General features: G+C 55.3%; 22 protein-coding genes. 8 read left to right on the forward strand and 14 right to left on the reverse strand.

Annotated features, from left to right (window positions below; genetic code table 11):
- Window positions 1-8 precede the first annotated feature (8 nt).
- The 3 genes from iolG to BMW97_RS15875 all read right to left on the reverse strand — a co-directional run bounded on the left by iolG (window position 9) and on the right by BMW97_RS15875 (window position 4,739).
- A complete protein-coding gene (gene iolG, locus BMW97_RS15865) occupies window positions 9-995 on the reverse strand; it encodes an inositol 2-dehydrogenase (RefSeq protein WP_045908571.1) in 987 nt (328 codons plus the stop codon).
- Window positions 996-1,296: 301 nt separating this feature from the next.
- Window positions 1,297-3,222: a 3D-(3,5/4)-trihydroxycyclohexane-1,2-dione acylhydrolase (decyclizing) gene (gene iolD / locus BMW97_RS15870; protein ID WP_045908570.1), complete on the reverse strand. Its 1,926-nt coding sequence runs from the start codon at window positions 3,220-3,222 to the stop codon at window positions 1,297-1,299.
- Between the two features lie 11 nt (window positions 3,223-3,233).
- Window positions 3,234-4,739 (reverse strand): CoA-acylating methylmalonate-semialdehyde dehydrogenase, encoded by a 1,506-nt coding sequence (locus BMW97_RS15875; RefSeq protein WP_045908569.1) that lies wholly within the window; start codon window positions 4,737-4,739, stop codon window positions 3,234-3,236.
- Between the two features lie 292 nt (window positions 4,740-5,031).
- Between BMW97_RS15875 and BMW97_RS15880 the strand changes: the two genes are divergently transcribed.
- The gene (locus BMW97_RS15880; RefSeq protein ID WP_045908568.1) at window positions 5,032-5,865 is read left to right on the forward strand and encodes a MurR/RpiR family transcriptional regulator; all 834 of its coding nucleotides are present in this window, start codon (window positions 5,032-5,034) and stop codon (window positions 5,863-5,865) included.
- A gap of 82 nt (window positions 5,866-5,947) precedes the next feature.
- Here BMW97_RS15880 and BMW97_RS15885 read toward each other — a convergent pair whose 3' ends face one another.
- The 4 genes from BMW97_RS15885 to BMW97_RS15900 form a co-directional block, all read right to left on the reverse strand.
- Window positions 5,948-6,328 carry a DUF1641 domain-containing protein gene (locus tag BMW97_RS15885; protein WP_023617688.1) on the reverse strand — a complete coding sequence of 127 codons (381 nt, stop codon included), beginning with the start codon at window positions 6,326-6,328 and terminating at the stop codon, window positions 5,948-5,950.
- Window positions 6,328-7,524 carry an NAD(P)/FAD-dependent oxidoreductase gene (locus tag BMW97_RS15890; protein ID WP_045908567.1) on the reverse strand — a complete coding sequence of 399 codons (1,197 nt, stop codon included), beginning with the start codon at window positions 7,522-7,524 and terminating at the stop codon, window positions 6,328-6,330. Before BMW97_RS15890 ends, BMW97_RS15885 begins: the two co-directional genes overlap by 1 nt.
- 217 nt (window positions 7,525-7,741) lie before the next feature.
- Window positions 7,742-8,104, reverse strand: a complete 363-nt coding sequence (locus tag BMW97_RS15895) for a YcgJ family protein (protein WP_368086738.1) — start codon at window positions 8,102-8,104, stop codon at window positions 7,742-7,744.
- A gap of 334 nt (window positions 8,105-8,438) precedes the next feature.
- Window positions 8,439-8,741: a DMT family transporter gene (locus BMW97_RS15900; protein WP_090392985.1), complete on the reverse strand. Its 303-nt coding sequence runs from the start codon at window positions 8,739-8,741 to the stop codon at window positions 8,439-8,441.
- A gap of 383 nt (window positions 8,742-9,124) precedes the next feature.
- Between BMW97_RS15900 and BMW97_RS15905 the strand changes: the two genes are divergently transcribed.
- From BMW97_RS15905 to BMW97_RS15915, 3 genes are all read left to right on the forward strand, one after another.
- Entirely contained in the window at window positions 9,125-9,505 is a 381-nt protein-coding gene (locus tag BMW97_RS15905) for a hypothetical protein (protein WP_045908566.1), read from the forward strand.
- 635 nt (window positions 9,506-10,140) lie between these two features.
- Window positions 10,141-10,545 carry a hypothetical protein gene (locus BMW97_RS15910; RefSeq protein ID WP_139177210.1) on the forward strand — a complete coding sequence of 135 codons (405 nt, stop codon included), beginning with the start codon at window positions 10,141-10,143 and terminating at the stop codon, window positions 10,543-10,545.
- 2 nt (window positions 10,546-10,547) lie between these two features.
- Entirely contained in the window at window positions 10,548-11,111 is a 564-nt protein-coding gene (locus tag BMW97_RS15915; protein ID WP_045908564.1) for a hypothetical protein, read from the forward strand.
- Window positions 11,112-11,277: 166 nt separating this feature from the next.
- Here the strand turns inward: BMW97_RS15915 and BMW97_RS15920 are convergent, their stop codons facing one another.
- Entirely contained in the window at window positions 11,278-11,775 is a 498-nt protein-coding gene (locus BMW97_RS15920; protein WP_045908563.1) for a GNAT family N-acetyltransferase, read from the reverse strand.
- A 332-nt stretch (window positions 11,776-12,107) separates the two neighbouring features.
- Here BMW97_RS15920 and BMW97_RS15925 point away from each other — a divergent pair, with 332 nt between their 5' ends.
- Window positions 12,108-12,326, forward strand: coding sequence for a DUF7661 family protein (locus BMW97_RS15925; RefSeq protein WP_045908562.1), 219 nt, complete (start codon window positions 12,108-12,110; stop codon window positions 12,324-12,326).
- Window positions 12,327-12,472: 146 nt separating this feature from the next.
- Here BMW97_RS15925 and guaA read toward each other — a convergent pair whose 3' ends face one another.
- A complete protein-coding gene (guaA, locus tag BMW97_RS15930) occupies window positions 12,473-14,050 on the reverse strand; it encodes a glutamine-hydrolyzing GMP synthase (protein WP_008502126.1) in 1,578 nt (525 codons plus the stop codon).
- Between the two features lie 67 nt (window positions 14,051-14,117).
- A complete protein-coding gene (gene guaB, locus BMW97_RS15935) occupies window positions 14,118-15,584 on the reverse strand; it encodes an IMP dehydrogenase (protein WP_008502128.1) in 1,467 nt (488 codons plus the stop codon).
- A 158-nt stretch (window positions 15,585-15,742) separates the two neighbouring features.
- Between guaB and xseA the strand changes: the two genes are divergently transcribed.
- The 3 genes from xseA to BMW97_RS15950 are packed head-to-tail and all read left to right on the forward strand — an operon-like array spanning window position 15,743 to window position 18,545.
- On the forward strand, window positions 15,743-17,116 hold the full coding sequence (gene xseA, locus BMW97_RS15940) for an exodeoxyribonuclease VII large subunit (protein ID WP_045908561.1): 1,374 nt from the start codon (window positions 15,743-15,745) through the stop codon (window positions 17,114-17,116).
- Window positions 17,117-17,174: 58 nt separating this feature from the next.
- On the forward strand, window positions 17,175-18,194 hold the full coding sequence (locus BMW97_RS15945) for a M4 family metallopeptidase (RefSeq protein ID WP_045908560.1): 1,020 nt from the start codon (window positions 17,175-17,177) through the stop codon (window positions 18,192-18,194).
- Window positions 18,195-18,545: a protealysin inhibitor emfourin gene (locus BMW97_RS15950; protein WP_021241848.1), complete on the forward strand. Its 351-nt coding sequence runs from the start codon at window positions 18,195-18,197 to the stop codon at window positions 18,543-18,545.
- On the opposite strand, the gene BMW97_RS15955 is transcribed toward BMW97_RS15950, so the two are convergent.
- The 4 genes from BMW97_RS15955 to der all read right to left on the reverse strand — a co-directional run bounded on the left by BMW97_RS15955 (window position 18,542) and on the right by der (window position 23,226).
- Complete coding sequence (locus BMW97_RS15955) at window positions 18,542-18,763, reverse strand: zinc ribbon domain-containing protein (protein ID WP_023294288.1); 222 nt, start codon at window positions 18,761-18,763, stop codon at window positions 18,542-18,544. The genes BMW97_RS15950 and BMW97_RS15955 overlap by 4 nt on opposite strands.
- Window positions 18,764-18,812: 49 nt before the next feature.
- Window positions 18,813-19,847: a Gfo/Idh/MocA family oxidoreductase gene (locus BMW97_RS15960; RefSeq protein WP_090392987.1), complete on the reverse strand. Its 1,035-nt coding sequence runs from the start codon at window positions 19,845-19,847 to the stop codon at window positions 18,813-18,815.
- A gap of 58 nt (window positions 19,848-19,905) precedes the next feature.
- Window positions 19,906-21,450, reverse strand: coding sequence for a peptide MFS transporter (locus BMW97_RS15965; RefSeq protein ID WP_069719846.1), 1,545 nt, complete (start codon window positions 21,448-21,450; stop codon window positions 19,906-19,908).
- Window positions 21,451-21,750: 300 nt separating this feature from the next.
- Complete coding sequence (gene der, locus BMW97_RS15970) at window positions 21,751-23,226, reverse strand: ribosome biogenesis GTPase Der (protein ID WP_024908655.1); 1,476 nt, start codon at window positions 23,224-23,226, stop codon at window positions 21,751-21,753.
- Between the last annotated feature and the right edge of the window lie 76 nt (window positions 23,227-23,302).

The raw sequence follows: 23,302 nt of genomic DNA on the forward strand, positions 1-23,302 counted from the left end.
TGTGGTGTTTAGAGGACGATCTCGCGCTGGCTGCGCAGTGACTCCAGCGCTTTATCCGCAAGGTACAGCGCACGTTCACCATCATCGCCGCTGCAGTCAGGCACCGCTTCGCCGCGCAGGACCGCGACAAAGTGTTCCCATTCCGCGGCGTAAGCGGATTTGTAGCGCTGCAGGAAGAAGTGTTCCGGCAGCGCGCTGGTGCAGCCCTGTTTGCCGTAGTGCTGCACCTGGTTTTCCAGAATGTTGCCCGCGCACAGCAGCCCTTCGGAGCCGTGCAGCTCCAGGCGCTGGTCGTAGCCGTAAGATGAGCGACGGCTGTTGACGATGGTCGCCATCGCGCCGGAAGCGTATTTCAGAACGATAAACGCGGTATCGATATCCCCCGCCTCGCCAATCGCCGGATCCACCAGGTTGCTGCCCTGGGCATACACCGACACCGGCTCTTCGCCCATGATGAAGCGGGCCATGTCAAAATCGTGAATGGTCATATCGCGGAACATGCCGCCGGAGACGCGCACGTACTCCGCAGGCGGTGGAGACGGGTCGCGGGAGATGATCAGCAGCGATTCCGGCTTGCCGATGCGCCCGGCCTGCACGTCGGTTTTCACGCGGCGGAACTGCGGGTCAAAGCGGCGGTTAAAGCCGATAAACAGCGGCACGTCATACTCTTTGACCACCTTCAGGCAGTCGCGCACGCGGGCGAGGTCGAGGTGGACCGGCTTTTCACAGAAGATGGCCTTGCCGTGGCGGGCGGCCATTTCAATCAGGTCCGCGTGGGTATCGGTGGCGGAGGCGATCAGCACGGCGTGAACGTTAGGGTCGGTCATCGCTTCATCCAGGCTCTGCTGGCGGGCCTGATACTGCGTGGCGAGGCGGGTGGCAAATTCCTGATTCGGGTCAACCACGGACCAGAGCGTGGTCGCGCCGTGGCCGGCGATGTTAGCTGCATGTACCTGGCCAATTCGGCCAGCGCCCAGTAAAGCAATGTTAAACATAACGGCTCCCGGTGTTGGTGAATGCTGTGAACTAACGACCCTATAAATAAAACATTTATTTCATTTTTATAAATAGTGAAAATTATGTTTTTGAGTGCGGGTTAACACTTTTGAGATGAATGAGATAAATTTTGTTATCAATCTCACAACATGGGAGGACATACAGCAGCTCCCCTCACCCCGGCCCTCTCCCCAAAGGGGCGAGGGAGAAAAGAGTGCACCACACCATCCCCTCTCCCCTTTGGGGAGAGGGTTAGGGTGAGGGGAAAATGAAATGAAAATTTCGTTACGACGGAAAAACTTAATACTGACGGGCTTTTTTCACCTGCGCCTGCGTTTGCTCCGCGGCTTCACGCACGGCAGATGATTCCGCCACCTGCGCATCACCGGTTCGCCACCAGGAGGCGTAGTCGTGGGTCATGGTCTTCGGCAGCACCTTGATGTCCAGCAGCGTGGGGCCAGGATGCGCGCGGGACGCCTCCAGCGCCGCCAGCAGGGTTTGCTCGTCGTGCACCCGCCACGCGCGGCAGCCGTAGCTCTGCGCATTTTGCGCGAAGTCGACCTTCACCAGCGGACCGTCAAGCCGTCCGGTTTCCGGGTTGCGATGGCGGTTTTCCGTGCCAAAGCTGCCCATGCCGTGCCCCATCTGCAGGTTGTTAATGCAGCCGAAGCTGGCGTTATCAAACAGCAGAACGGTGACCTTAATGCCCTCCTGAACGGCAGTTTGCAGCTCGGAGTGCAGCATCATGTAGGAGCCATCCCCCACCATGGCGTATACCGGCTGCTGGGGCCGGGCAAGCTTCGCGCCGAGGGCTGCCGCAATCTCGTAACCCATGCAGGAGTAGCCGTACTCCAGATGATAGCTGTCCGGCGTTTTGACCTGCCAGAGGCGCTGTAAATCGCCCGGCAGCGAACCGGCCGCGCCCACCACGATGGCGTTATCTTCAATATGCTGGTTGATCAGCCCCAGCACCCGCGTCTGGGTCAGGCGGGTGTTGAGCGTCTCGCCGTACTCCGCCAACTGCGCGTCCAGGTGCCCCGCCACTTCGGGCGCGTCGTCCGGACGCCACTGGCGATCCCACAGGCGACGGCACTCGTCGCGCCAGGCGGATTTCGCCTCAGCGATTGCCTCTCCCCAGCCGCTGCGGTAATCACCAAGCGCGTGGGTCAATGCCTCGAGCCCGGTTTGAGCGTCGGCAATGAGCGCCGTGGCGTCCAGCTTCAGGGCGTCAAACTCGGCCACGTTCAGCAGCAGAAATTCGACATCCGGATGGGAAAAGAGCGCCTTGGAGCCGGTGGTAAAGTCGGTCAGGCGCGTGCCGATGCCAATCACCAGATCAGCCTGCGGCGCGAGCTGGTTGGCCGCCATTCCGCCCGTCACCCCTACGCCACCGAGGTTAAGTGGGTGGTCACTTACCAGCGCCCCCTTTCCGGCCTGGGTTTCGGCAAACGGCAGCTGCAGCGTCTCGACAAAGTCGCGAAACGCCTCATGTGCGCCGGAATAGCGCACGCCGCCGCCGCACACCACCAGCGGACGACGCTTGCGGGCGATCAGCGCCCGCGCCTGCGCCAGACGCTGCGGATCGGGCGGACGGCGCTCGATGTGGTGCACGCGACGCGCGAAGAAGCTCAGCGGGTAATCCCACGCTTCCCCCTGCACGTCCTGCGGCAGGCAAATCGTCACCGCACCGGTATCTGCCGGGTCAGTAAGCGTTCGCATCGCGCTGAGCATCGCGCTCATCAGCTGCTCGGGGCGGTTAATGCGGTCCCAGTAGCGGGAGACCGGACGGAAACAGTCGTTGGTGCTGATGCTGAGGTCGTGATACTGCTCAATCTGCTGCAGCACCGGGTCGGGCTGGCGGCTGGCATAGATATCGCCCGGGAGCAGCAGCAGCGGGATGCGGTTCGCCGTGGCGGTTGCCGCGGCCGTGACCATATTGGCGGCGCCCGGACCGACAGAGGAGGTGACGGCAAAGATGCGCTGACGCCGATGCTGTTTGGCAAATCCCGTCGCCATATGGGCGATGCCCTGCTCGTTGCAGCCCTGCATCACCTGCAGATGACCGGGATCCTGCTCCAGCGCCTGGCCGATACCCAGCACGTTGCCGTGCCCAAATATGGTGGCGACGCCCTCCACGAAGGGCGTTTCGTGACCATCCACGCTAACGTACTGTTGATTAAGGAACCGGACCAGCGCCTGAGCCATGGTCATACGTTCGGTTTGCATAACGCCTCCTGTCAGCCCAGCGTCGGCATGGAGAACGCAGCGCCTGTCTCCTGCTGCATTTCCGGCCAGCGCGCGGTGATGGTTTTCATTCGGGTGTAGAAACGCACGCCGTCGTTGCCGTGGACGTTGAGCGCCCCGAAGATGGAGCGCTTCCAGCCGCCAAAACTGTGGAATGCCATCGGCACCGGGATTGGCACGTTGACCCCCACCATGCCCGCCTGCACCTCTTCGCAGAAGCGACGCGCGCAGCCACCGTCGCGGGTGAAGATTGCCGAGCCATTACCATATTCATGGCGGTTAATCAGGTCCACCGCGCTGGCGTAATCTGCTACGCGCACCACAGAAAGCACCGGACCAAAAATCTCTTCTTTATAGATGGTCATCTCCGGGGTGACGTTATCGAACAGCGTCGGCCCGACGAAATAGCCCTGCTCGTGGCCCTTCACGCTAAAGCCGCGGCCGTCCACGCGAAGCGTCGCCCCCTGCGCTTCCCCGCTGTCGATGTAGCCCAGCACCTTGCTACGGTGCGCGGAGGAGATGAGCGGCCCCATTTCGTTTTCCGGCGTCTGGTCGAGCCCCGGTCCGACGCGCAGCCCGGCAATCTGTTTTTCGAGCCGGGCGCAGAGGTCATCGGCGGTGTTATCCCCCACCGCCAGCACCACCGAGAGCGCCATGCAGCGCTCGCCCGCCGCGCCGTAGGCCGCGCCCATGATGGCGTTAGTCGCCATCTCCATGTCGGCATCCGGCATTAAAATGCAGTGGTTTTTCGCACCGCCCAGCGCCTGGCAGCGCTTACCGTGGGCGGACGCGGTCTGGTAAATGTATTCCGCAATCGGCGTGGAGCCGACAAAGCTCACCGCCTGCACGCGCGGGTCGGTCAGGAGCACGTCAACGGACTCTTTATCGCCCTGCACCACGTTGAAGACGCCGTCCGGCAGGCCGGCTTCTTTCAGCAGCTGCGCCAGCGCGAGCGCCAGAGAAGGGTCTTTTTCCGACGGTTTCAGCACGAAGGTATTCCCGGTCGCCAGCGCAATCGGGAACATCCACATCGGCACCATCGCCGGGAAGTTAAACGGCGTGATCCCGGCGCAGACGCCGAGCGGCTGCATCAGCGAGTGGCTGTCGACGCCGGTCCCGACGTTCGCCGAGTGTTCGCCCTTTTGCAGATGCGGAATACCGCAGGCAAACTCCACCACTTCCAGGCCGCGGGTCAGTTCGCCCACCGCGTCGGAGAAGACCTTGCCGTGCTCTTCGCTGATGAGGCGAGCCAGGCGATCCATGTTCTCTTCCAGCAGCGCTTTGAAGCGGAACATCACGCGCGCGCGCTTAAGCGGAGCATGACGCGCCCACGCCGGAAACGCCTGCTGCGCGGCGGCAATCGCCTGCTCCGTTTCCTGTGCCGTACTCATCACCACCTGGCGGATCTGCTCGCCGGTGGCCGGGTTGAAGATCGCCTGAACGCGCTGGCCTGAACCGGTGACACATTCGCCGTGAATAAAATTCGCTACCGTCTCCATCCTTAACCTCTCGCTGTTGATACGTGACTGTGACCTGAACACTGTGTACTGACCACTATATATGAAACAAATATTCCATTTTAAGTTGAAATAAAATAAATGATGATTATTGTGATCAAGGATGGATTTTTATGTTAACAGCCAGCACCACTGACGCCGCGTGCGCTATTAAGGGATTTCGGGCGAGGAAATGACTGAAGCTTCTGTTTCATTTTTGCTGCCAGATGGATGGCCGACATTTAAAAGACGCGGTTTTGCGTTTAGAATCATATGACTGTATTTGGGGGATAAGATGACGACAGCAACCAGCCTGAACGAACTGCAGCAGCAAATCCGCGATCGCTACGATAGCCTGAGCAAGAGGCTGCAGCAGGTCTCCCGCTACGTGCTGGACAACACCAACAGCGTAGCCTTCGATACGGTTGCCGTCATTGCCGAGCGCGCCGACGTGCCGCCCTCGACGCTGATCCGCTTTGCCAACGCCTTTGACTTCACCGGCTTCAACGAAATGAAACAGCTGTTTCGCATGAACCTGGTGGAGGAGACCGCCAGCTACAGCGACCGCGCCCGTCTGTTCCGCGAGATGGAGAGCGAGGCCGTGCCGGAAACGCCGCTCGATATCCTGCAGGAGTTTGCCCGTTCAAACGCGCAGGCGCTGCAGCAGCTGGCCGCCCGCGCCGAGCCGGAGATGCTGGAGCGCGCGGTACAGCTGCTGGCCGACGCCGATACCATCTACATCGCCGGACTGCGCCGCTCCTTTAGCGTCGCCGCGTACCTTACCTATGCACTGAGCCATCTGGAGTGCCGCCCTATCCTGCTCGACGGCATGGGCGGGATGCTGCGCGAGCAGATCAGCCGTATTAAGTCGCGCGACATTGTGGTGTCGATCAGCTTCTCGCCGTACGCGGAAGAGACGGTGATGGTCAGCGAAACCGCCGCCAGCGTTGGCGCGCGGCAGATCGTGATTACGGACAGCCAAATCAGCCCGCTGGCGACGTTCAGCGATCTCTGCTTTGTGGTGAAAGAGGCGCAGGTAGACGCGTTTCGGTCTCAGTCGGCAACGCTGTGCCTGGTGCAGTCGCTGGTGGTGGCGCTGGCGTATCGGTTGGGTGGCGGGGATAAATAGCCCACGGTACCGCTCAACAGGCCGGGTAACATAAACCCGCTACCCGGCATAATCGCCGTTTCCGGTGAACATCCGCTCGATCTTAGCGGTTTTCGATCTCAGGACACTCAGGATAGCTGACCGAAGCGAGGGCATTTAGACGCTGCCCCGTAATCTGTAACACGCGCAGCAAAAGCATGATGCCGCGGCGGGTATCAGGGTCGTTGAGCATAGTAAACACCTGACGAAGCGAGATATCCCCTTCCCGGTTAACCTGCTCCCCCCACGCCATGCGTAGCGCGGTTCCCCCTTCCCAGCCGACGGTCACGACATCGTCAAAAACGCCAGCCAGTTTTTCGACCATCGCGTTATCGGCCATTTCCAGCAGGTCTGCGACGACGGCAAGCAGATCAACCAGATTATTCAGGCGATTGCCCGCCATAAGCGGGGCAAGGCTTTTTAGTAACTGTTCCTGGTCACTCATCAGAACATCCCCCTCACGACGCCCCAATACAGTCCACGGTTAAAACCGTTTCGCAGCATGCCGCCGAGTTTTGTCGCCGGCATGGGGGTCACGTCATTGCGATAGTCATATACCAACGGCATGCCGGCCCAGAGCCCCATCTGCGCGACGGCCTGAACCCGTCCATCATAATGGTTACCGCTTCCGGGCGGTCTGCCGTAGAGCTCCGCCACAATGTTGTCAGCAATGACGGGCGCCTGGTTGTGGCACGACCCTCCCGCTTTACTGATCGGCAGATCGACGGTATCGCCGATCACATATACCCCTTCTAAACCGTAGACGCCCAGCGTCTGGTGATCCGTCGGCAGCCAGCCTTCACCGTTCTGAACCTCGCTAAGCCCGGTATCACGCACCGCGTCGACTGCCCGAATGGGAGGCGTTGCCATCAGGATGTCGAAATTCTGTGAATCGCCCTCGGCGGAATAGGCAATTTTGCTGTCAGGATCGACATGGCTTAAGGTAAAACCACGCTGATGCTGTATTCCTTTGGCGGCAAAAATATCGCCAAGCGCCTCCCCCACCGGACGTTGCAGGAACAGGCAGTTTCGCAGCAGCTGCGCGACGGTCGGATAGGTATAAACAATCTCAACCTGATTACGCACCCCACGCTGGCGCAGATAATCGTCAACCATCAGCGTGGTTTCAATAGGGGCGATGCCGCACTGGTGGGGCACATTCGGCGTTTCCGGGAAAGAGACGGTAATAAATATTCGCCCCTTTTTAATGGTGGAGAGCTTATGCGCTAATTGTCTGGCCGCCGCGTATTGATAAAAATGATCGCCCGCGTCGGCAAGGCCAGGGATTTTTTGTGTAAAAGGTGTGCAGCCGGTGGCAATAACCAGCAGATCCCAGTCGTAATGTCGCTTACTGGCTCCGTACAGTCGACGCTGCTTAAAATCGAAAGATTCAATCCTGTCGGTAATAAATTGAATTTCCGGACTCAGTAATTGCCGTTCAGGCCGGGCCAGTTCATGGTGATGGAAGAGGTTAAAGGCGACATACATAAAAGCGGGTTTGTAGTAGTGCACTGGTGATTCGGAAATCAGTACCAGCTCTACCTGACCGGCAGCAATTTCACGTCGTAATTTCCTGGCCAGCAGGTTGGCAACAATGGTTCCTCCCGTGCCGCCGCCGACAATCATTATGCGGTTTTTCATTCCTTTATTCGCTCATGGTAGTGAATGGGAATTCACGTAACCAGACCGCTTCACTGTTACGCTCAGCTAAAGCGTAGTGACAGAGTAATATTCCGCAACATAACCAATAACAAGAAATTTAATTTTGACAACCCGATCAGCATTTATAATATACACTACAAAATATAATTTATATCTCTATAACGTAGCCTTTCACTGTGGTCTCTTTTCATCACCATTATTCGCCAAAGAGCAGCGTTGTGTACTTTTTAGACACCGCCCCGGAGCGCTGTCCGTTCGCGCCATAATAGCGATCTTCACGGCACAGTCGCTCCTTCACATCGCAGAAAATACCGTTGGCAAAGGTGAATTCAGTCAGATCGACATTGCTCGACGTGAACACCTCGTTTGCAGCAGCCTTCTTACCGAGATAGGTCTCTGTCAACGCGCGGGATAATCCCTTGTCATTGGCGCATACATATCGGTCGCAGAGCACGCCCGATACTGGCGACTTGAGCCTGGCGGGGGTCCTGGCCTGGGCGGACATGGCGGACACGACCAGCAGCACGGCCACAGAGCATGCGAGTATTGATTTGTTCAAGATGATAATCTCCGTTGGTTAATGAGTGTCGGCTTTACGCCGGGCGCGGTGGTACCATCATGAGGGTGAAAAACCCTGGAGGGTTCTGAGTTTCAACAGGAAACAGCCCGTTTAGCTTTTTGTTGACTTAAATAGTCGTCTAAAGTTCGGCTCGGAGGCAATTGTAAGGGCCCTATCCCGGTGAGTCATGCGATTTAAAGACCTGAACGACTATGCGCTAAAGGGAGTGTGCTTGTGGGCGGGTCCGCTCTGAGCGAGAAGCGGACATAAAGATGCTGCTTCAAATAGGTGATGCTGCTGGGTCAGATTGCCCCAGCCCAACACTGCGGATATCTCAGGATGCCAGTTTCATCATAATAAGGCCCGCTACAATCACCAACGCAGCGAGTATGCGCTTCGGCGTTGCGGGTTCTCCGAGAAAATACAGACCAGCAACAAATGAGCCTACTGCTCCTATCCCAGTCCAGATGGTATAAGCCGCTCTCAGCGGTAATGAGCGCATTGCCGCCGAGAGTAAGGCAAAACTTGCTATCATGCCGATGAAAGTCACTATCGAGTACAGTGGGCGGGTAAATCCATCGGACAACTTCATTGCATAAGCCCATACAACTTCAAGTAAACCTGCAGTAACCAGCATTCGTCAGGCCATAATTTCTACTCCTAGGGCGTTCAGGGCTCTACGGCCGCAGCCCAACGGGCCGCCAATTCTGTTCGTCGACCACTTGTAAGGCATATGGTACCAACAATGGGCATACCGTAATCATTACTCCCCACTTTCTGCCAGAACCGGGGCATTCAGTCTATTTTCTATGCGACCTAGACAGTTCAGTGATTACCCCCAGCTCTACTGACAGGGAAAAATCAGCTGTTAAGTAATCCTCCACCTGTGACCTTGGTTATTTCTTCCCTTTAATCCACGACCAACCGGACAGACTAAAATTTATTCCCAATGACAAAATTTTACCTAAAGAATCGCGTATTCTGCTCGATAACTACCTAATCACTAACGGAGATAAAACAATGAAATGTTGCTGCGGATTAAAACACTTCTTTTTCCTCATGTTGTTATTCACTCAATTTGCAAACGCAAAATCCCCCTGCTACAAGTTGGCGACTACGGCATTTTTCAACAGCAGCCTTGCACCGACCGTTTCAACACCCGATAGCTTGAAAGATGCAAATCTTGAAATGACTGATGGTGAAACATTCTGCAAACGTCTTGTTCAGGCCGTAAAAACGAAGAAAACAACAACCGGGATACTGAGACAAAAAGCGGATGACATGCTTAAGGCTGCAAAAGACGACTTTGAGCACAATGGCGATATGGATCAACTTGAACTTGCGAAATATCACTATGAGCTGACCGTTGGCTCTGCCAATATTGCAGAAGAACAGCCTTAATTTTCCTTTCTATTATTTATAGAGCTTATTGGGACCATCAGCGATGATGACTGCCGCCTCGCATGATGAATAAAAAATATTTAACCGGCAGCTATGAGTGAGGAGCAGACATCTATAGCCCATAACGCCCAGATTACTGGCTGTCAGTTCTCACAGGCCATCGTAGCGTGGGTATCCAGACACGCATTACGCCACATTCTTAGTAATCTCTGCTATGAATGAGGGTATTCCTCATCCATGAATTGGTAGAGACTTAATTGAATGACGAAAATCATCTCATTACTCACACCTTGATGCGAGAATGATATCGGAACATGCCGAAGCTGGTGGTGTCAATTTTGGTCCACTGGTAAGACCGCTGGAATCATGGACGAGAATAGAGCTCCGCCTACTGAAGTGATAATCATTCCTCCTAAAGGTGGTTGTTTTGATATTGAAAAAATGTGCTGAGTGATTTTTATTTTTATAAATCATATACTTATGACTTTTTATATCAACTTTTCATCATCACCGAATTTTAACATTGACCAACTTAATAGTGATGTCTTCAAAAGACTTAGCCATCTGATAGCTACTACTATGCTTACTGCAAGTAAGGTATTATGGTCATTCTAAAGCTAACCCTAGGAGGGATTATGGCAACATTATATTTCAAGATTTACCCTCAATCACAAGACCTCCACTTGATTGATGGCACGGAATTTCCGGGCACGAAAAATTGCCATGTTGAGGATGATTTTTTGTCAGAAATCTATGATGTAATAGGTGAACAGAAGGTCGTGATCTACGGTGATGAATCAGGTACTGATGAAGTCGGGTATCCCTGCATAGCAGGTGATGCAATTACACAAGTAAAATTGAAGGCCGAGAAATTTATTGACGAGCTAATAATTGCCGCGGCTGATCTTATCGCTAAAGAGGAAGATCGAGCGGAACATTATTCAAAAATAATGCACATGACTGAGCTTCGGCATCTACTTAACCTCAAACTTGAATACAGCCTTTATAACGATTTTGCCATCCTTCAGCTGGAGCCTTAACAATGAGTGATAATAAGGGTAAAAACGGTGAATTGATGGTGTTGGGTATTCTGAATGACGCAAGCATTGCTTTAGGTGGGATTGAGCCGCTCAGGCCAACAAGTACGCACACCGCTGATCAGGGAGTCGATATTGTTCTTGTAGGAAGTAAAAGTGATATAGAAACCGTTATTGGTATTGGTGAAGGGACGTTCAAAGATGACTCAGAGGCCCGTGCGGTCATTGTGTTAGATAACACTCGTGTTAAAGCAAGGGTTGATGTTAAGAGCTACGGGAAAGGAATTACTAAAGCAGCAGTGGATAAATTTGTTAGCGAAGTATTCCTTTTAGAAGGTTATGATTACCACATAATGGCTGGTTCTAAAAATTTGCTACCCAAAGCGGAAGCTGCATTTAATGAAGCCAAAGAACAGTTGGCAGAGAGAAATAAGCATCTCCATTATATCAATGATCATGGTCTTTACCACGTAGCCCAAACTTTTCCTCCTACGCGGCCAACCAACCCGCAGGAACATAAGGTAGAAACTGATCAGCAGCAACAAGATGGTGAAGAAAATAAAAAATGATATGCAAAACTCTTTAAAAGTACATGAATTATTAAAAGTCATCCGCTCTTGGCACAGAGCCGCCGCAGTGGAGAGCGAGGAGCGGGAATTGAAGTATTTAGCTTCCTACTCAATTTTATTTAAGTAAAGAAGTAGGCACGTGGTTAAATATGAATATTTGGGCTGATTATGCCTTTACATATAGATCTAGGAAATAATCACCCCTTCTGCTTAAGTATGAATTACCGACTTTTGAAAAATCATACTTTACGAACAAATGCTGCATACGATCATTATTTTGACGAACTGTTGCAAAGCATCTCTTGTCTAATAAATTTTCAGACATGTAATTACATATTGATTCCATTAATTTATTTCCTAGTTGTAGTCCTCTCATTTTTTCATTGACGTAGATCCATCCTAGCTCACAATCGTATTTTTCTTGCTCGGGAACACCTGCTTTTATAAAAGAACCTAATTTATACCCTGCATCTGGATGCTTGATTGCGCCAATACCAACACATTGCTCCTTGGCATAGATAAAGAACAGATGCTCAGCATTAGATATCCTTCCACTTAGCCCCACAGAATCGACTTCAGCCCCCTCGATTACTAGTTTTTCGAATGTTTTTAACTCGTTTTCATCGCAATTTTTAGGGCTTTTAGCTATTAGTTTAACTTCCATCTTGATAAACCTCTTCACATATAGGTGACTAATTTAACTATGAATATTACGCTTTTTTATATCGATTTAAAATATAGATAAGTAACTGCAGATAGGCGATTTTATTTTTATAGACTTCAACGGCTAGTCGTACCCCAAGATTCATTAGCAGTTATCATGACATTTGTAAAGTCCGCTTTTGGCACAGAGCAGACAGAGCAGATACAGAAGCATGATGTCCACTGTAAGCGAGATGCGAACGCTGACCTTTCATATTTGTACGATTTACGCTCTGGCCTGATCTGACATGTATCATAGATACAGGAACTCACTAGCATGATCGGAGATTGCATATGCTGATATATAACGTTTTTGGACGGCATATTGGCGTTCAACGTAAGCATGATCGGTGGCTGGTATTTCGTGCTGACCTGACGGAGAGAAAGTTTTCTCGACTCTATGACATCGCTATTCCTGACGATATGACTGAAGGCGAGATTGCCGGCTGGCTGGGTGACATTTTCCATGAATCCGCAACCGATCGTCATCCAAATGTGGAACGCATCGAATAAGGATTTAATGGATAGCATTACGTTGCGCCCGCTCGTGGCACTCACCTGACATGGTATTGCCAGCCATGGCCCAAAAAAAAGCCCGCAATCCGCGGGCTTAGAGATAATTTAGAACCTGTTAGTACCAGACGTATCCGGTTGGGAAATCATTCCCACTCAATCGTAGCCGGTGGCTTACCGCTGATGTCATACACCACGCGGGAAATACCGTTCACTTCGTTGATGATGCGGTTAGACACGCGGCCCAGGAAGTCATACGGCAGGTGCGCCCAGTGCGCGGTCATGAAGTCGATGGTTTCCACCGCACGCAGGGAAACAACCCAGTCGTACTTACGGCCATCGCCCATTACGCCGACAGAGCGAACTGGCAGGAACACGGTGAACGCCTGGCTTACCTTGTTGTACAGGTCAGCTTTGTGCAGCTCTTCGATGAAGATCGCGTCCGCACGACGCAGCAGGTCGCAGTACTCTTTCTTCACTTCGCCCAGCACGCGCACGCCCAGACCCGGGCCCGGGAACGGGTGACGGTAGAGCATGTCGTACGGCAGACCCAGTTCCAGACCGATCTTGCGCACTTCGTCTTTGAACAGCTCGCGCAGCGGCTCCACCAGCCCCATCTTCATCTCTTTCGGCAGGCCGCCCACGTTGTGGTGAGATTTGATGACGTGCGCTTTGCCTGTGGCGGATGCCGCGGATTCGATCACGTCAGGGTAGATGGTGCCCTGCGCCAGCCACTTCACGTCGTCCAGCTTCAGCGCTTCTTCGTCGAACACTTCCACGAACACGCGACCGATGATCTTACGTTTTGCTTCCGGATCGTTCTCGCCTTTCAGCGCGTCCAGGAAGCGCTGCTCGCCTTCCACGTGAACGATGTTCAGACCGAAGTGGTCGCCGAACATGTCCATAACCTGCTGGGCTTCGTTCAGGCGCAGCAGGCCGTTGTCCACGAAGACGCAGGTCAGATTTTTGCCGATAGCGCGGTGCAGCAGCATCGCGGTCACGGAGGAGTCCACGCCGCCGGAGAGGCCGAGGATCACTTTGTCATCGCCAACCTGCTGGCGGATACGCTCAACGGCGTCGTCGATAATTTTTGCCGGGGTCCACAGGGCTTCACACTGGCAGATGTCGCGCACGAAGCGCTCCAGCATGCGCATACCCTGACGGGTGTGGGTTACTTCCGGGTGGAACTGCACGCCGTAGAAGCGTTTTTCTTCGTTCGCCATGATGGCAAACGGGCAGCTCTCTGTGCTGGCAACGGTCACGAAGTCAGACGGGATAGCGGTGACTTTGTCGCCGTGGCTCATCCACACGTCCAGCAGCGGTTTGCCGTCTGCGGTCAGGGAGTCTTCGATACCGCGCACCAGCGCGCTGTCGTTAACCACTTCAACCTGCGCATAGCCGAACTCGCGCTCGCTGGAGCCTTCTACGTGGCCGCCCAGCTGCATTGCCATGGTCTGCATACCGTAGCAAACGCCGAATACCGGCACGCCAGCTTCGAACACGTACTGCGGCGCGCGCGGGCTGTTCTCTTCGGTGGTGCTTTCCGGGCCGCCGGACAGGATGATGCCGCTTGGATTGAATTCGCGAATCTGTGCTTCCGTGACATCCCACGCCCACAGTTCACAGTAAACGCCCAGTTCACGTACGCGACGCGCCACCAGCTGAGTATACTGCGAACCGAAGTCCAGGATGAGAATGCGATGTTTATGAATGTTTTCCGTCATTGACGCTAATTCCGAGGCAAGTGAAACAAAAACAGAGCGCCCGGCAGAAGCCGGGCGCGGAAACTTATCAGGAGCCCAGACGATAGTTCGGGGACTCTTTGGTAATCGTCACGTCGTGAACGTGGCTCTCCTGGATACCCGCACCGCTGATGCGTACGAATTCCGCTTTAGTACGCAGCAGGTCAATGGTACCACAGCCGGTCAGACCCATACAGGAGCGCAGGCCGCCCATCTGCTGGTGGATGATCTCTTTCAGACGGCCTTTATAGGCAACGCGACCTTCGATACCTTCCGGCACCAGTTTGTCAGCAGCGTTATCGGTCTGGAAGTAACGGTCAGAGGAACCTTTGGACATCGCGCCCAGGGAGCCCATGCCGCGGTAGGATTTGTAAGAACGGCCCTGGTAGAGTTCGATTTCACCCGGGGATTCTTCGGTACCGGCCAGCATGGAGCCAACCATCACGGCAGCGGCGCCAGCGGCGATGGCTTTTGCGATGTCGCCAGAGAAGCGGATACCGCCGTCAGCGATAACCGGAATACCGGTCCCTTCCAGGGCTTCAACCGCGTCAGACACCGCGGTGATCTGCGGAACGCCCACGCCGGTCACGATACGCGTGGTACAGATAGAGCCAGGACCGATACCCACTTTGACCGCGCTGCAGCCAGCGTCAGCCAGCGCGCGAGCGCCTGCGCCAGTGGCCACGTTACCGCCGATGATCTGCAGGTCAGGGTATTTGGCACGGGTGTCACGAATACGCTGCAGCACGCCTTCGGAGTGGCCGTGAGAGGAGTCAATCAGCAGGACGTCAACGCCCGCAGCAACCAGCGCGTCAACGCGCTCTTCGTTACCAGCACCTGCGCCTACCGCAGCGCCAACGCGCAGACGGCCATGCTCGTCTTTACAGGCGTTAGGCTTACGTTCTGCTTTCTGGAAATCTTTAACGGTGATCATGCCGCGCAGGTGGAAGTTGCTGTCAACAACCAGCGCTTTTTCAACGCGTTTTTCGTGCATTTTTGCCAGCACCACGTCGCGGGTTTCACCTTCGCGAACGGTGACCAGACGCTCTTTTGGCGTCATGTACACGCTGACAGGCTGGTTCAGGTCAGTCACGAAACGCACGTCACGACCGGTAATAATACCGACCAGCTCGTTCTCTTCGGTCACCACCGGGTAACCGGCGAAGCCGTTACGCTCGGTCAGGGCCTTCACTTCGTGCAGGGTGGTAGTTGGCAGAACGGTCTGTGGATCGGACACGATGCCGGATTCATGTTTCTTCACGCGGCGAACTTCTTCCGCCTGACGTTCGATAGACATGTTTTTGTGAATAAAGCCAATGCCACCTTCCTGTGCCAGGGCAATAGCCAGGCGCGCTTCAGTCACGGTGTCCATTGCCGCAGAGAGCATAGGAATGTTCAGGCGAATGGTTTTCGTCAACTGCGTGCTGAGATCGGCAGTATTCGGCAGAACAGTGGAGTGAGCGGGAACGAGGAGGACGTCGTCAAACGTCAGTGCTTCTTTAGCGATACGTAGCATGGGCAATATCTCTGACCTGGGTGGTTAAATATTGCCGTGGCATTATACAGAGCGTAACCGATTGCATCTACACTTTTTTATAAAAAAGCTTGCGATTGCCTCTCAGCAGGTTACTATCGACTGAATAACTTGCTGATTTAGAATTTGATCCCGCTCACATGTTATCCTCTCAATCCTCCTCAATTTATACCGTCAGCCGCCTTAATCAGACGGTGCGTTTGCTGCTTGAGCAGGAAATGGGACAGGTCTGGATCAGCGGTGAAATCTCTAACTTCACGCAGCCCTCCTCCGGCCACTGGTACTTTACGCTAAAAGACGATACCGCTCAGGTGCGCTGCGCGATGTTCCGCAATAGCAACCGCCGCGTGACGTTCCGCCCTCAGCACGGCCAGCAGGTTCTGGTGCGCGCCAATATCACCCTGTATGAGCCGCGCGGTGATTATCAGATTATCGTCGAGAGCATGCAGCCTGCGGGCGAAGGCCTGCTGCAGCAAAAGTACGAACAGTTAAAGGCGAAGCTCTCGGAAGAGGGACTTTTCGACCAGCAGTTCAAAAAGCCACTACCCTCGCCTGCCCACTGCGTGGGTGTCATCACCTCGAAAACCGGTGCGGCACTGCACGATATTTTGCACGTCCTGAAACGTCGCGATCCTTCCCTGCCCGTCATCATCTACCCGACCGCCGTGCAGGGTGACGATGCGCCGGGGCAGATTGTGCGCGCCATTGAGCTGGCGAACGCCCGTCAGGAGTGCGACGTCTTAATCGTCGGACGCGGCGGCGGTTCGCTGGAAGATCTGTGGAGCTTTAACGACGAGCGCGTGGCGCGGGCAATCTTTGCAAGTCAGATCCCCGTGGTGAGCGCCGTCGGCCACGAAACGGACGTGACGATCGCCGATTTTGTCGCGGATCTCCGCGCGCCGACGCCGTCCGCGGCGGCAGAGGTGGTCAGCCGCAACCAGCTGGAGCTGCTGCGTCAGATCCAGAGCGGCCAGCAACGTCTTGAGATGGCGATGGACTACTACCTCGCCAACCGGACCCGTCGCTTTACCCAGCTTCATCACCGTCTTCAGCAGCAACACCCGCAGCTGCGTCTGGCGCGTCAGCAAACCGTGCTGGAGCGTCTGCGCCAGCGCATGAACGTGGCGATGGACACGCAGATCAAGCGCGCGGTGTCGCGCCAACAGCGCGTGACGCAGCGTCTGAACCAGCAGAACCCGCAGCCGAAAATTTATCGCGCGCAAACGCGGATTCAACAGCTGGAGTACCGTCTGGCGGACACTCTCCGCGCGCGACTGAGCACCACCCGCGAACGCTTTGGCAATGCGGTGACCCACCTTGAAGCGGTCAGCCCCCTCTCCACGCTGGCGCGCGGCTATAGCGTGACGACGGCGACGGACGGCAAGGTGCTGAAGCAAACCAAACAGGTGAATACTGGCGATGTGCTGACGACGCGTCTGTCAGACGGCTGGGTAGAAAGCGAAGTGAAATCAATTAAACCGGTGAAAAAGACGCGTCAGCGTAAAACCGGATAATTCTTCGCCGGTTACTTACTATACTGCTGCTATTCCCTTTTTTAATAAGGAGAGCAGCATGTTCCATCTTTATAGCGTGATCCCCCCGTATATTCTTCGTCGTATTATCGAAAGCGGTTCCGAACCGCAGCAGCGCTGTGCCCGCCAGACCTTAACCCACGTCCAGACGCTGATGGCCCATATGCCGGGCAAACCCGCCGCGCCGCACGTGAATAAAGCCGGGCAGCTGGAGCGGGATATCTACGACGCGAAGCAAACTCAGGAGCTACCGGGTACGCAGGTGCGTTATGAAGGTCAGCCGTCGAACGGCGATGTGGCAGTAGACGAAGCCTACGAGTATTTGGGTATTACCCATGATTTCTTCTGGAAGGAATATCAGCGCGATTCGCTCGATAACAAAGGGCTTATTTTAACCGGTACCGTTCACTATGGCCGGGAATATCAGAACGCCTTCTGGAACGGTCAGCAGATGGTATTTGGCGACGGCGACGGGGAAATATTTAACCGCTTCACCATCGCCATAGACGTCGTGGCGCATGAGCTGAGTCACGGCGTGACCGAGACCGAAGCCGGGCTTATCTACTTTGAGCAGTCCGGCGCGCTGAACGAGTCGCTGTCGGACGTGTTTGGCTCACTGGTGAAGCAGTACCATCTGAAGCAAACCGCCGATAAAGCGGACTGGCTGATTGGTGAGGGATTACTGGCGAAAGGCATCAATGGCAAAGGGCTGCGCTCGATGTCTGAACCGGGCACCGCCTACAACGATCCGCTGCTCGGCAAAGACCCGCAGCCTGCACACATGAAGGATTTCATCAAAACGCGTGAGGATAACGGCGGCGTACATCTGAACTCCGGCATTCCCAACCGGGCATTTTATCTGGCCGCGACGGCGATCGGCGGCTACGCCTGGGAAAAAGCGGGTTATGCCTGGTACGACACGGTTTGCGATCGCAATCTGGCGCAGGATGCAGATTTTGAGGCCTTCGCAAAACTGACGATCGCGCATGGAGAGAAACGCTCCGGCGGCGACGTTGGGGCGGCCATTAAACAAGCCTGGGAACAGGTGGGAGTGTTGTAAATGCAGGTTCCGGAACTGACGGATGACGCCGTGGTTGAGCTGGCCCGGGAAGGCGGCGTCGCCTATATTCCCAAGCTGAGCGGCCAGCGCACCATTGCGCTCTCCTCGCTCAATGAGGCCCAGCGCCAGCGCCTGGTAAGCATCCTGGAGCAGGCCTTTCCGCGCGGTCAGCCGCCGGGACAGGCCTCGTCACCCGGCAGCGGCGACCAGCGCTATTTCCGCATCCAGATTATCTGGACCGGGCAAAATCAGGCGCACTACGCCGATATCATCGTGCTGGTACCGGAGCAGGAAGCGCCCGAGTCGCTGGTCGAGCTGTGGAAGAAAGGCGAAGGCTGCGTGTGCGATTAACCTTCGGCCCGAACAAACTCCACGCGTTTTTTAGAGATAAGACCGTGGCCGTTCTGGCAGAAGTAGTCCACCGCCCCGCAGGCTTTTAAGACCTGGAGTGGCTGATGGCACTCCGGGCAGCGGGCTTCAAGCGCAATATCCTTATTACAGCTCTCGCAGTGTGCCACCCCGTTCAGGGGCTCAAGCGGTGCCTGGCAATCCGGGCAGGTAATCGTCATGGTGACTCCTTAAAGCATTCTGGTCTGCAATAATTTTACCACGTTGCGTTCAGTGCGGGCCACGCAGCTGTTGCTGCAAGGTCAGCAGCAGCTCAACTTCCTCGATTCGGCGACGCGTTGTGCGGCTCACCTCGTGCGGATCCCGTTCAAACAGGCTGTTCGTGCCCAGAATGTGTCCGGTAAGACAGTGCTCGTAGATTGTCCCGGGGATATGCCAGCGCTGAATGTTCTCACCCTCAATCAGCTCCAGCACATCCTCCGCACCGCGCCGGTCGTAGCTAATGATGCGCCCGTCGCGCAACCAGATCCGTAAGCCTTTTTGCCCGCCAGCGGGTCCCGCATATTTATTAAGCCAGATATCCACCGGCACGCCGCTGATGCGGCCCTGCAGATGCGCCTCGCCCTCCGCTGTGGTCAGGTCGCCTTTTGCGATAGCGCGGCCCAGGCGGTCTTTAGCCGTCACCACCTGCAACGTCATCTCATCATTCCCGCCCAGATAACGCACCGTTTCGCGCAGCATCGCCAGCACGTGCGTACCGATATCCAGAATCACGCCGTCAGGGTGACGAAGCGTACGGGTGTCCGGTTCGCCGGTAGCAAAGTTAAGCGCGATGGGCTCCCCTGCAGCGTTAAATCCGCTCGGCTCCTGCAAAAAGCCGTCGATTTTGACGATGTCAGAAACAGTGCCCACCAGCGACCGCTTCACCGTTTCGAGGCGCGCCATCCAGTGATCGAGCGCCAGCACGCGGGGTGCAACGTCGGGGTTTGCCAGCAGCGCGTTGAGCTTTTCGATTTGAGCAAGCGTGGCAACGATCGGTTTTTCAACCACGATGCGGGAAACCGATGAGGCGAGAGCGTGTTCAAGCACCTCAAGATGGTGGAGCGACGCCGTGGTAATAAACAGGGTATCAAGCGGCTGGGAGAGGAGTTCAGCCAGTGTGGCACAACGCGTTACCCCCTCCGGCTGTTTTACGGGCTGGATATCAAAGCCTAAAAAGTGCGGGGGATTATCAAAGCATTTTCGTATTGCGGGCAGGTAAGCTGTTTCAACGACTGCGCCAAGACCAACAAACCCTAACAGCATGTTCTTACCTCGTTGAGTAAATTGCCGGGGCATAACGCCGCCCCGGCAAGCCCGAGGTTTATGAGGCGTTAGCTGCCGGTTTAGTCTGCGCATTTTCCAGCATGCGGCGTACCGGAACAATGAGGACGATCAGTACCGCGGCACAAATCAGCAGCGCGACGGAACAGCGCGCAAAGAGATCCGGTAGCATATCCAGCTGGTCGGCCTTCACGTGGCCGCCAATCAGACCCGCCGCCAGGTTACCCAGCGCGCTGGCACAGAACCACAGCCCCATCATCTGACCGCGCATTCTCTCCGGCGCCAGCAGCGTCATGGTCGCCAGGCCAATCGGGCTCAGACACAGTTCGCCGAGCGTCAGCATCAGGATGCTGCCCACCAGCCAAAACGGCGATACGCCCGCCCCACCGCTGCTCAGCACGTTCTGTGCCGCCAGCATCATCAGGCCAAAGCCCGCTGCGGCACACAGAATACCGATAACAAACTTGGTGATGCTGCTCGGGCGAATGTTCATGCTCGCCAGCTTCGGCCACGCCCAGCTGAACACCGGTGCCAGCAGGATGATGAACAGGGCGTTGATTGACTGGAACCACACCGCCGGGATTTCGAAATCGCCGATCATGCGGTTAGTGTAGTCGTTGGCAAACAGGTTGAACGAGGTTGGCTTCTGTTCAAACGCGGACCAGAAGAACGCCGCGGAGATCAGCAGAATAAAGCAGACCAGCAGTCTGGCGCGCTCTTTACGGTTCAGGCCCGCAAAGACAAACAGATAGATAAAGTAGAGGGCCACGGACGCCGCAATCACGTAGACCAGCACGCTGGCTACCGCGACCGGGTTAATCACAATCACGCCCTGCGCAATCAGCGTCACGAGCGTTGCCACGCCTGCCGCCAGCGCCAGCAGCCAAACGCCCACGCCGTTACGCTTCACCACCGGGCTGTTCCAGGTGGAGTCGAGGCCGACTTCGCCGTCATAGCGTTTCATGGCCGGAACGGCAAACACGCGGAAGATAATCAGCGCCACCAGCATCCCGATACCGCCAATGCCAAAGCCCCAGTGCCAGCCGTGGGTTTTAATCAGCCAGCCGGAAATCAGCGGCGCGATGAACGAGCCCATGTTGATACCCATATAGAACAGCGAGAAGCCGCCGTCGCGACGCGCGTCGCCTTTTTTATACAGGGTACCGACCATCACCGAAATACAGGTCTTGAACAGCCCGGAGCCGAGCACGATGAACATCAGTCCGATAAAGAACAGGTTGTTGCCCATCACCGCCGAGAGCGCAATCGACAGGTGACCGAGCGCAATCAGGATCGAACCGTACCAGACGGCTCTCTGCTGACCGAGCCAGTTATCCGCCAGCCAGCCGCCCGGCAGCGCAGCCAGGTACATGGTACCGGCAAAGATACCGACAATCGCCGAGGCGTTTTCACGCGCCAGGCCCATCCCGCCGTCATAGACGGTGGCGGCCATAAACAGGATCAGTAACGGACGAATGCCGTAAAACGAGAAACGCTCCCACATCTCGGTGAAGAACAGCGAACCGAGCGGATACGGGTGGCCGAAGAACGTTCGGCTCTCTTTTTGATTAACAGTGGATTGCATAATTCTCCCGAAAGGTATGTCGTCGTGCTTGTAAACACCAGCAGGTACGCCGGCCAGTTACGTATCTGGCCGATTTTTTACATGCGGCGAAAGGTTAGTTAACCATTTGATAACCAGGCGCTAGTTTTGTCTAGTACCGGACCCTGGACTTTAAGATGAAAATTCGACGATTGTCTACTTTCTTAGATTTAAACATGGTTAAAAGTGAATAGTGATTGACTTCACACAGGGAAAACCGGCGGTATGATTGGGCAAAAAAAAGCCCGCGATCATCGCGGGCTTTCGTGAGAGCAGCAAAGCTTATTTGCTTTTCTTAATGTGCTTAATCAGGCGCTTACGCTTACGCATCTGGTTTGGCGTCAGGGTGTTGCGCTTATTGGCGAACGGGTTTTCCCCTTCCTTGAACTGGATACGGATAGGCGTGCCCATCACGTCCAGCGATTTACGGAAGTAGTTCATCAGGTAGCGCTTGTAGGAATCCGGCAGGTCTTTCACCTGGTTGCCGTGAATCACCACGATTGGTGGGTTATAACCACCAGCGTGGGCGTATTTCAGCTTCACGCGACGACCGCGCACCAGTGGCGGCTGATGGTCTTCCGCAGCCATATTCATGATACGGGTCAGCATGGCGGTGCTCTGACGACGGGTGGAGCTGTCGTAAGCTTCGCGCACGGATTCGAACAGGTTACCCACGCCGCTGCCGTGCAGCGCAGAGATGAAGTGCACGCGAGCAAAGTCGATAAAGCCCAGACGGAAGTCGAGGGTCTCTTTCACCTGCTCACGAACCTCGTTGCTCAGGCCATCCCATTTGTTGACCACGATAACCAGTGAGCGCCCACTATTGAGGATAAAGCCGAGCAGAGAGAGGTCCTGATCGGAGATCCCTTCGCGTGCGTCGATAACCAGCAGCACGACGTTGGCATCTTCGATCGCCTGCAGGGTTTTGATAACGGAGAATTTTTCCACAACATCGGTGATTTTCCCGCGCTTACGCACCCCGGCGGTGTCGATGAGGACATACTCACGCTCATCGCGCTGCATCGGGATGTAGATACTGTCGCGGGTGGTGCCCGGCATGTCGTAAACGACCACGCGCTCTTCACCCAGAATACGGTTAGTTAGTGTAGACTTACCTACGTTTGGACGGCCCACGATAGCCAGCTTGATCGGCAGATCCTGCGGGTTGAAGTCGTCTTCAGGCTCTTCTTCTTCGCCCTCTTCTCCGTCTTCAAACTGCGCCCAGTATTCAGCGTCTTCGTCCACCTCTTCCGGCGGGTTCACTTCGTCAACCCACGGCAGCAGAACGGTTTCCAGCAGGCTGGTAACGCCACGGCCATGCGATGCCGCGATAGGGTAGATTTCACCCAGGCCCAGAGACCAGAAATCCGCGATGGCCTGATCGGCATCGATGCCGTCGGTTTTGTTCGCCACCAGGAAGGTTGGCTTTTCGCGTGAACGCAGGTGTTTAGCGATAGCGGAGTCCGCCGGCATCAGGCCAGCGCGTGCATCCACCATGAACAGCACCACGTCCGCTTCTTCAATCGCCAGCAGCGACTGTTCCGCCATGCGGGTTTCCACGCCGTCTTCTGTGCCGTCAATACCACCGGTATCAATACAGATGAACTCGCGTCCTTCCACCTCTGCACGACCGTACTTACGGTCACGCGTCAGCCCCGGGAAATCCGCAACCAGCGCATCACGGGTGCGTGTTAAACGGTTAAAAAGAGTGGATTTTCCAACGTTAGGGCGCCCGACAAGCGCGACCACAGGTACCATGTTTGAAGCCTCATAAAATTCAAAATAACGTCGCTTTCGCGGCGTTTTTAAAAATGTCAAAACGGCTCCTGAGTGA

The sequence above is a fragment of the Enterobacter sp. NFIX58 genome (genome assembly GCF_900110475.1).
Classification (GTDB): domain Bacteria; phylum Pseudomonadota; class Gammaproteobacteria; order Enterobacterales; family Enterobacteriaceae; genus Enterobacter; species Enterobacter quasiroggenkampii.

Coding starts and splice junctions, on each gene's coding strand:
- BMW97_RS15905 (WP_045908566.1), top strand. CDS start 9,125: ATGAAATGTTGCTGCGGATTAAAACACTTCTTTTTCCTCATGTTGTTA.
- BMW97_RS15950 (WP_021241848.1), top strand. CDS start 18,195: ATGCAGGTTCCGGAACTGACGGATGACGCCGTGGTTGAGCTGGCCCGG.
- BMW97_RS15910 (WP_139177210.1), top strand. CDS start 10,141: ATGGCAACATTATATTTCAAGATTTACCCTCAATCACAAGACCTCCAC.
- BMW97_RS15920 (WP_045908563.1), bottom strand. CDS start 11,775: ATGGAAGTTAAACTAATAGCTAAAAGCCCTAAAAATTGCGATGAAAAC.
- der (WP_024908655.1), bottom strand. CDS start 23,226: ATGGTACCTGTGGTCGCGCTTGTCGGGCGCCCTAACGTTGGAAAATCC.
- BMW97_RS15945 (WP_045908560.1), top strand. CDS start 17,175: ATGTTCCATCTTTATAGCGTGATCCCCCCGTATATTCTTCGTCGTATT.
- BMW97_RS15925 (WP_045908562.1), top strand. CDS start 12,108: ATGCTGATATATAACGTTTTTGGACGGCATATTGGCGTTCAACGTAAG.
- BMW97_RS15915 (WP_045908564.1), top strand. CDS start 10,548: ATGAGTGATAATAAGGGTAAAAACGGTGAATTGATGGTGTTGGGTATT.
- guaB (WP_008502128.1), bottom strand. CDS start 15,584: ATGCTACGTATCGCTAAAGAAGCACTGACGTTTGACGACGTCCTCCTC.
- BMW97_RS15960 (WP_090392987.1), bottom strand. CDS start 19,847: ATGCTGTTAGGGTTTGTTGGTCTTGGCGCAGTCGTTGAAACAGCTTAC.
- xseA (WP_045908561.1), top strand. CDS start 15,743: ATGTTATCCTCTCAATCCTCCTCAATTTATACCGTCAGCCGCCTTAAT.
- BMW97_RS15890 (WP_045908567.1), bottom strand. CDS start 7,524: ATGAAAAACCGCATAATGATTGTCGGCGGCGGCACGGGAGGAACCATT.
- BMW97_RS15955 (WP_023294288.1), bottom strand. CDS start 18,763: ATGACGATTACCTGCCCGGATTGCCAGGCACCGCTTGAGCCCCTGAAC.
- BMW97_RS15880 (WP_045908568.1), top strand. CDS start 5,032: ATGACGACAGCAACCAGCCTGAACGAACTGCAGCAGCAAATCCGCGAT.
- BMW97_RS15885 (WP_023617688.1), bottom strand. CDS start 6,328: ATGAGTGACCAGGAACAGTTACTAAAAAGCCTTGCCCCGCTTATGGCG.
- iolD (WP_045908570.1), bottom strand. CDS start 3,222: ATGCAAACCGAACGTATGACCATGGCTCAGGCGCTGGTCCGGTTCCTT.
- BMW97_RS15900 (WP_090392985.1), bottom strand. CDS start 8,741: ATGCTGGTTACTGCAGGTTTACTTGAAGTTGTATGGGCTTATGCAATG.
- BMW97_RS15965 (WP_069719846.1), bottom strand. CDS start 21,450: ATGCAATCCACTGTTAATCAAAAAGAGAGCCGAACGTTCTTCGGCCAC.
- iolG (WP_045908571.1), bottom strand. CDS start 995: ATGTTTAACATTGCTTTACTGGGCGCTGGCCGAATTGGCCAGGTACAT.
- guaA (WP_008502126.1), bottom strand. CDS start 14,050: ATGACGGAAAACATTCATAAACATCGCATTCTCATCCTGGACTTCGGT.
- BMW97_RS15875 (WP_045908569.1), bottom strand. CDS start 4,739: ATGGAGACGGTAGCGAATTTTATTCACGGCGAATGTGTCACCGGTTCA.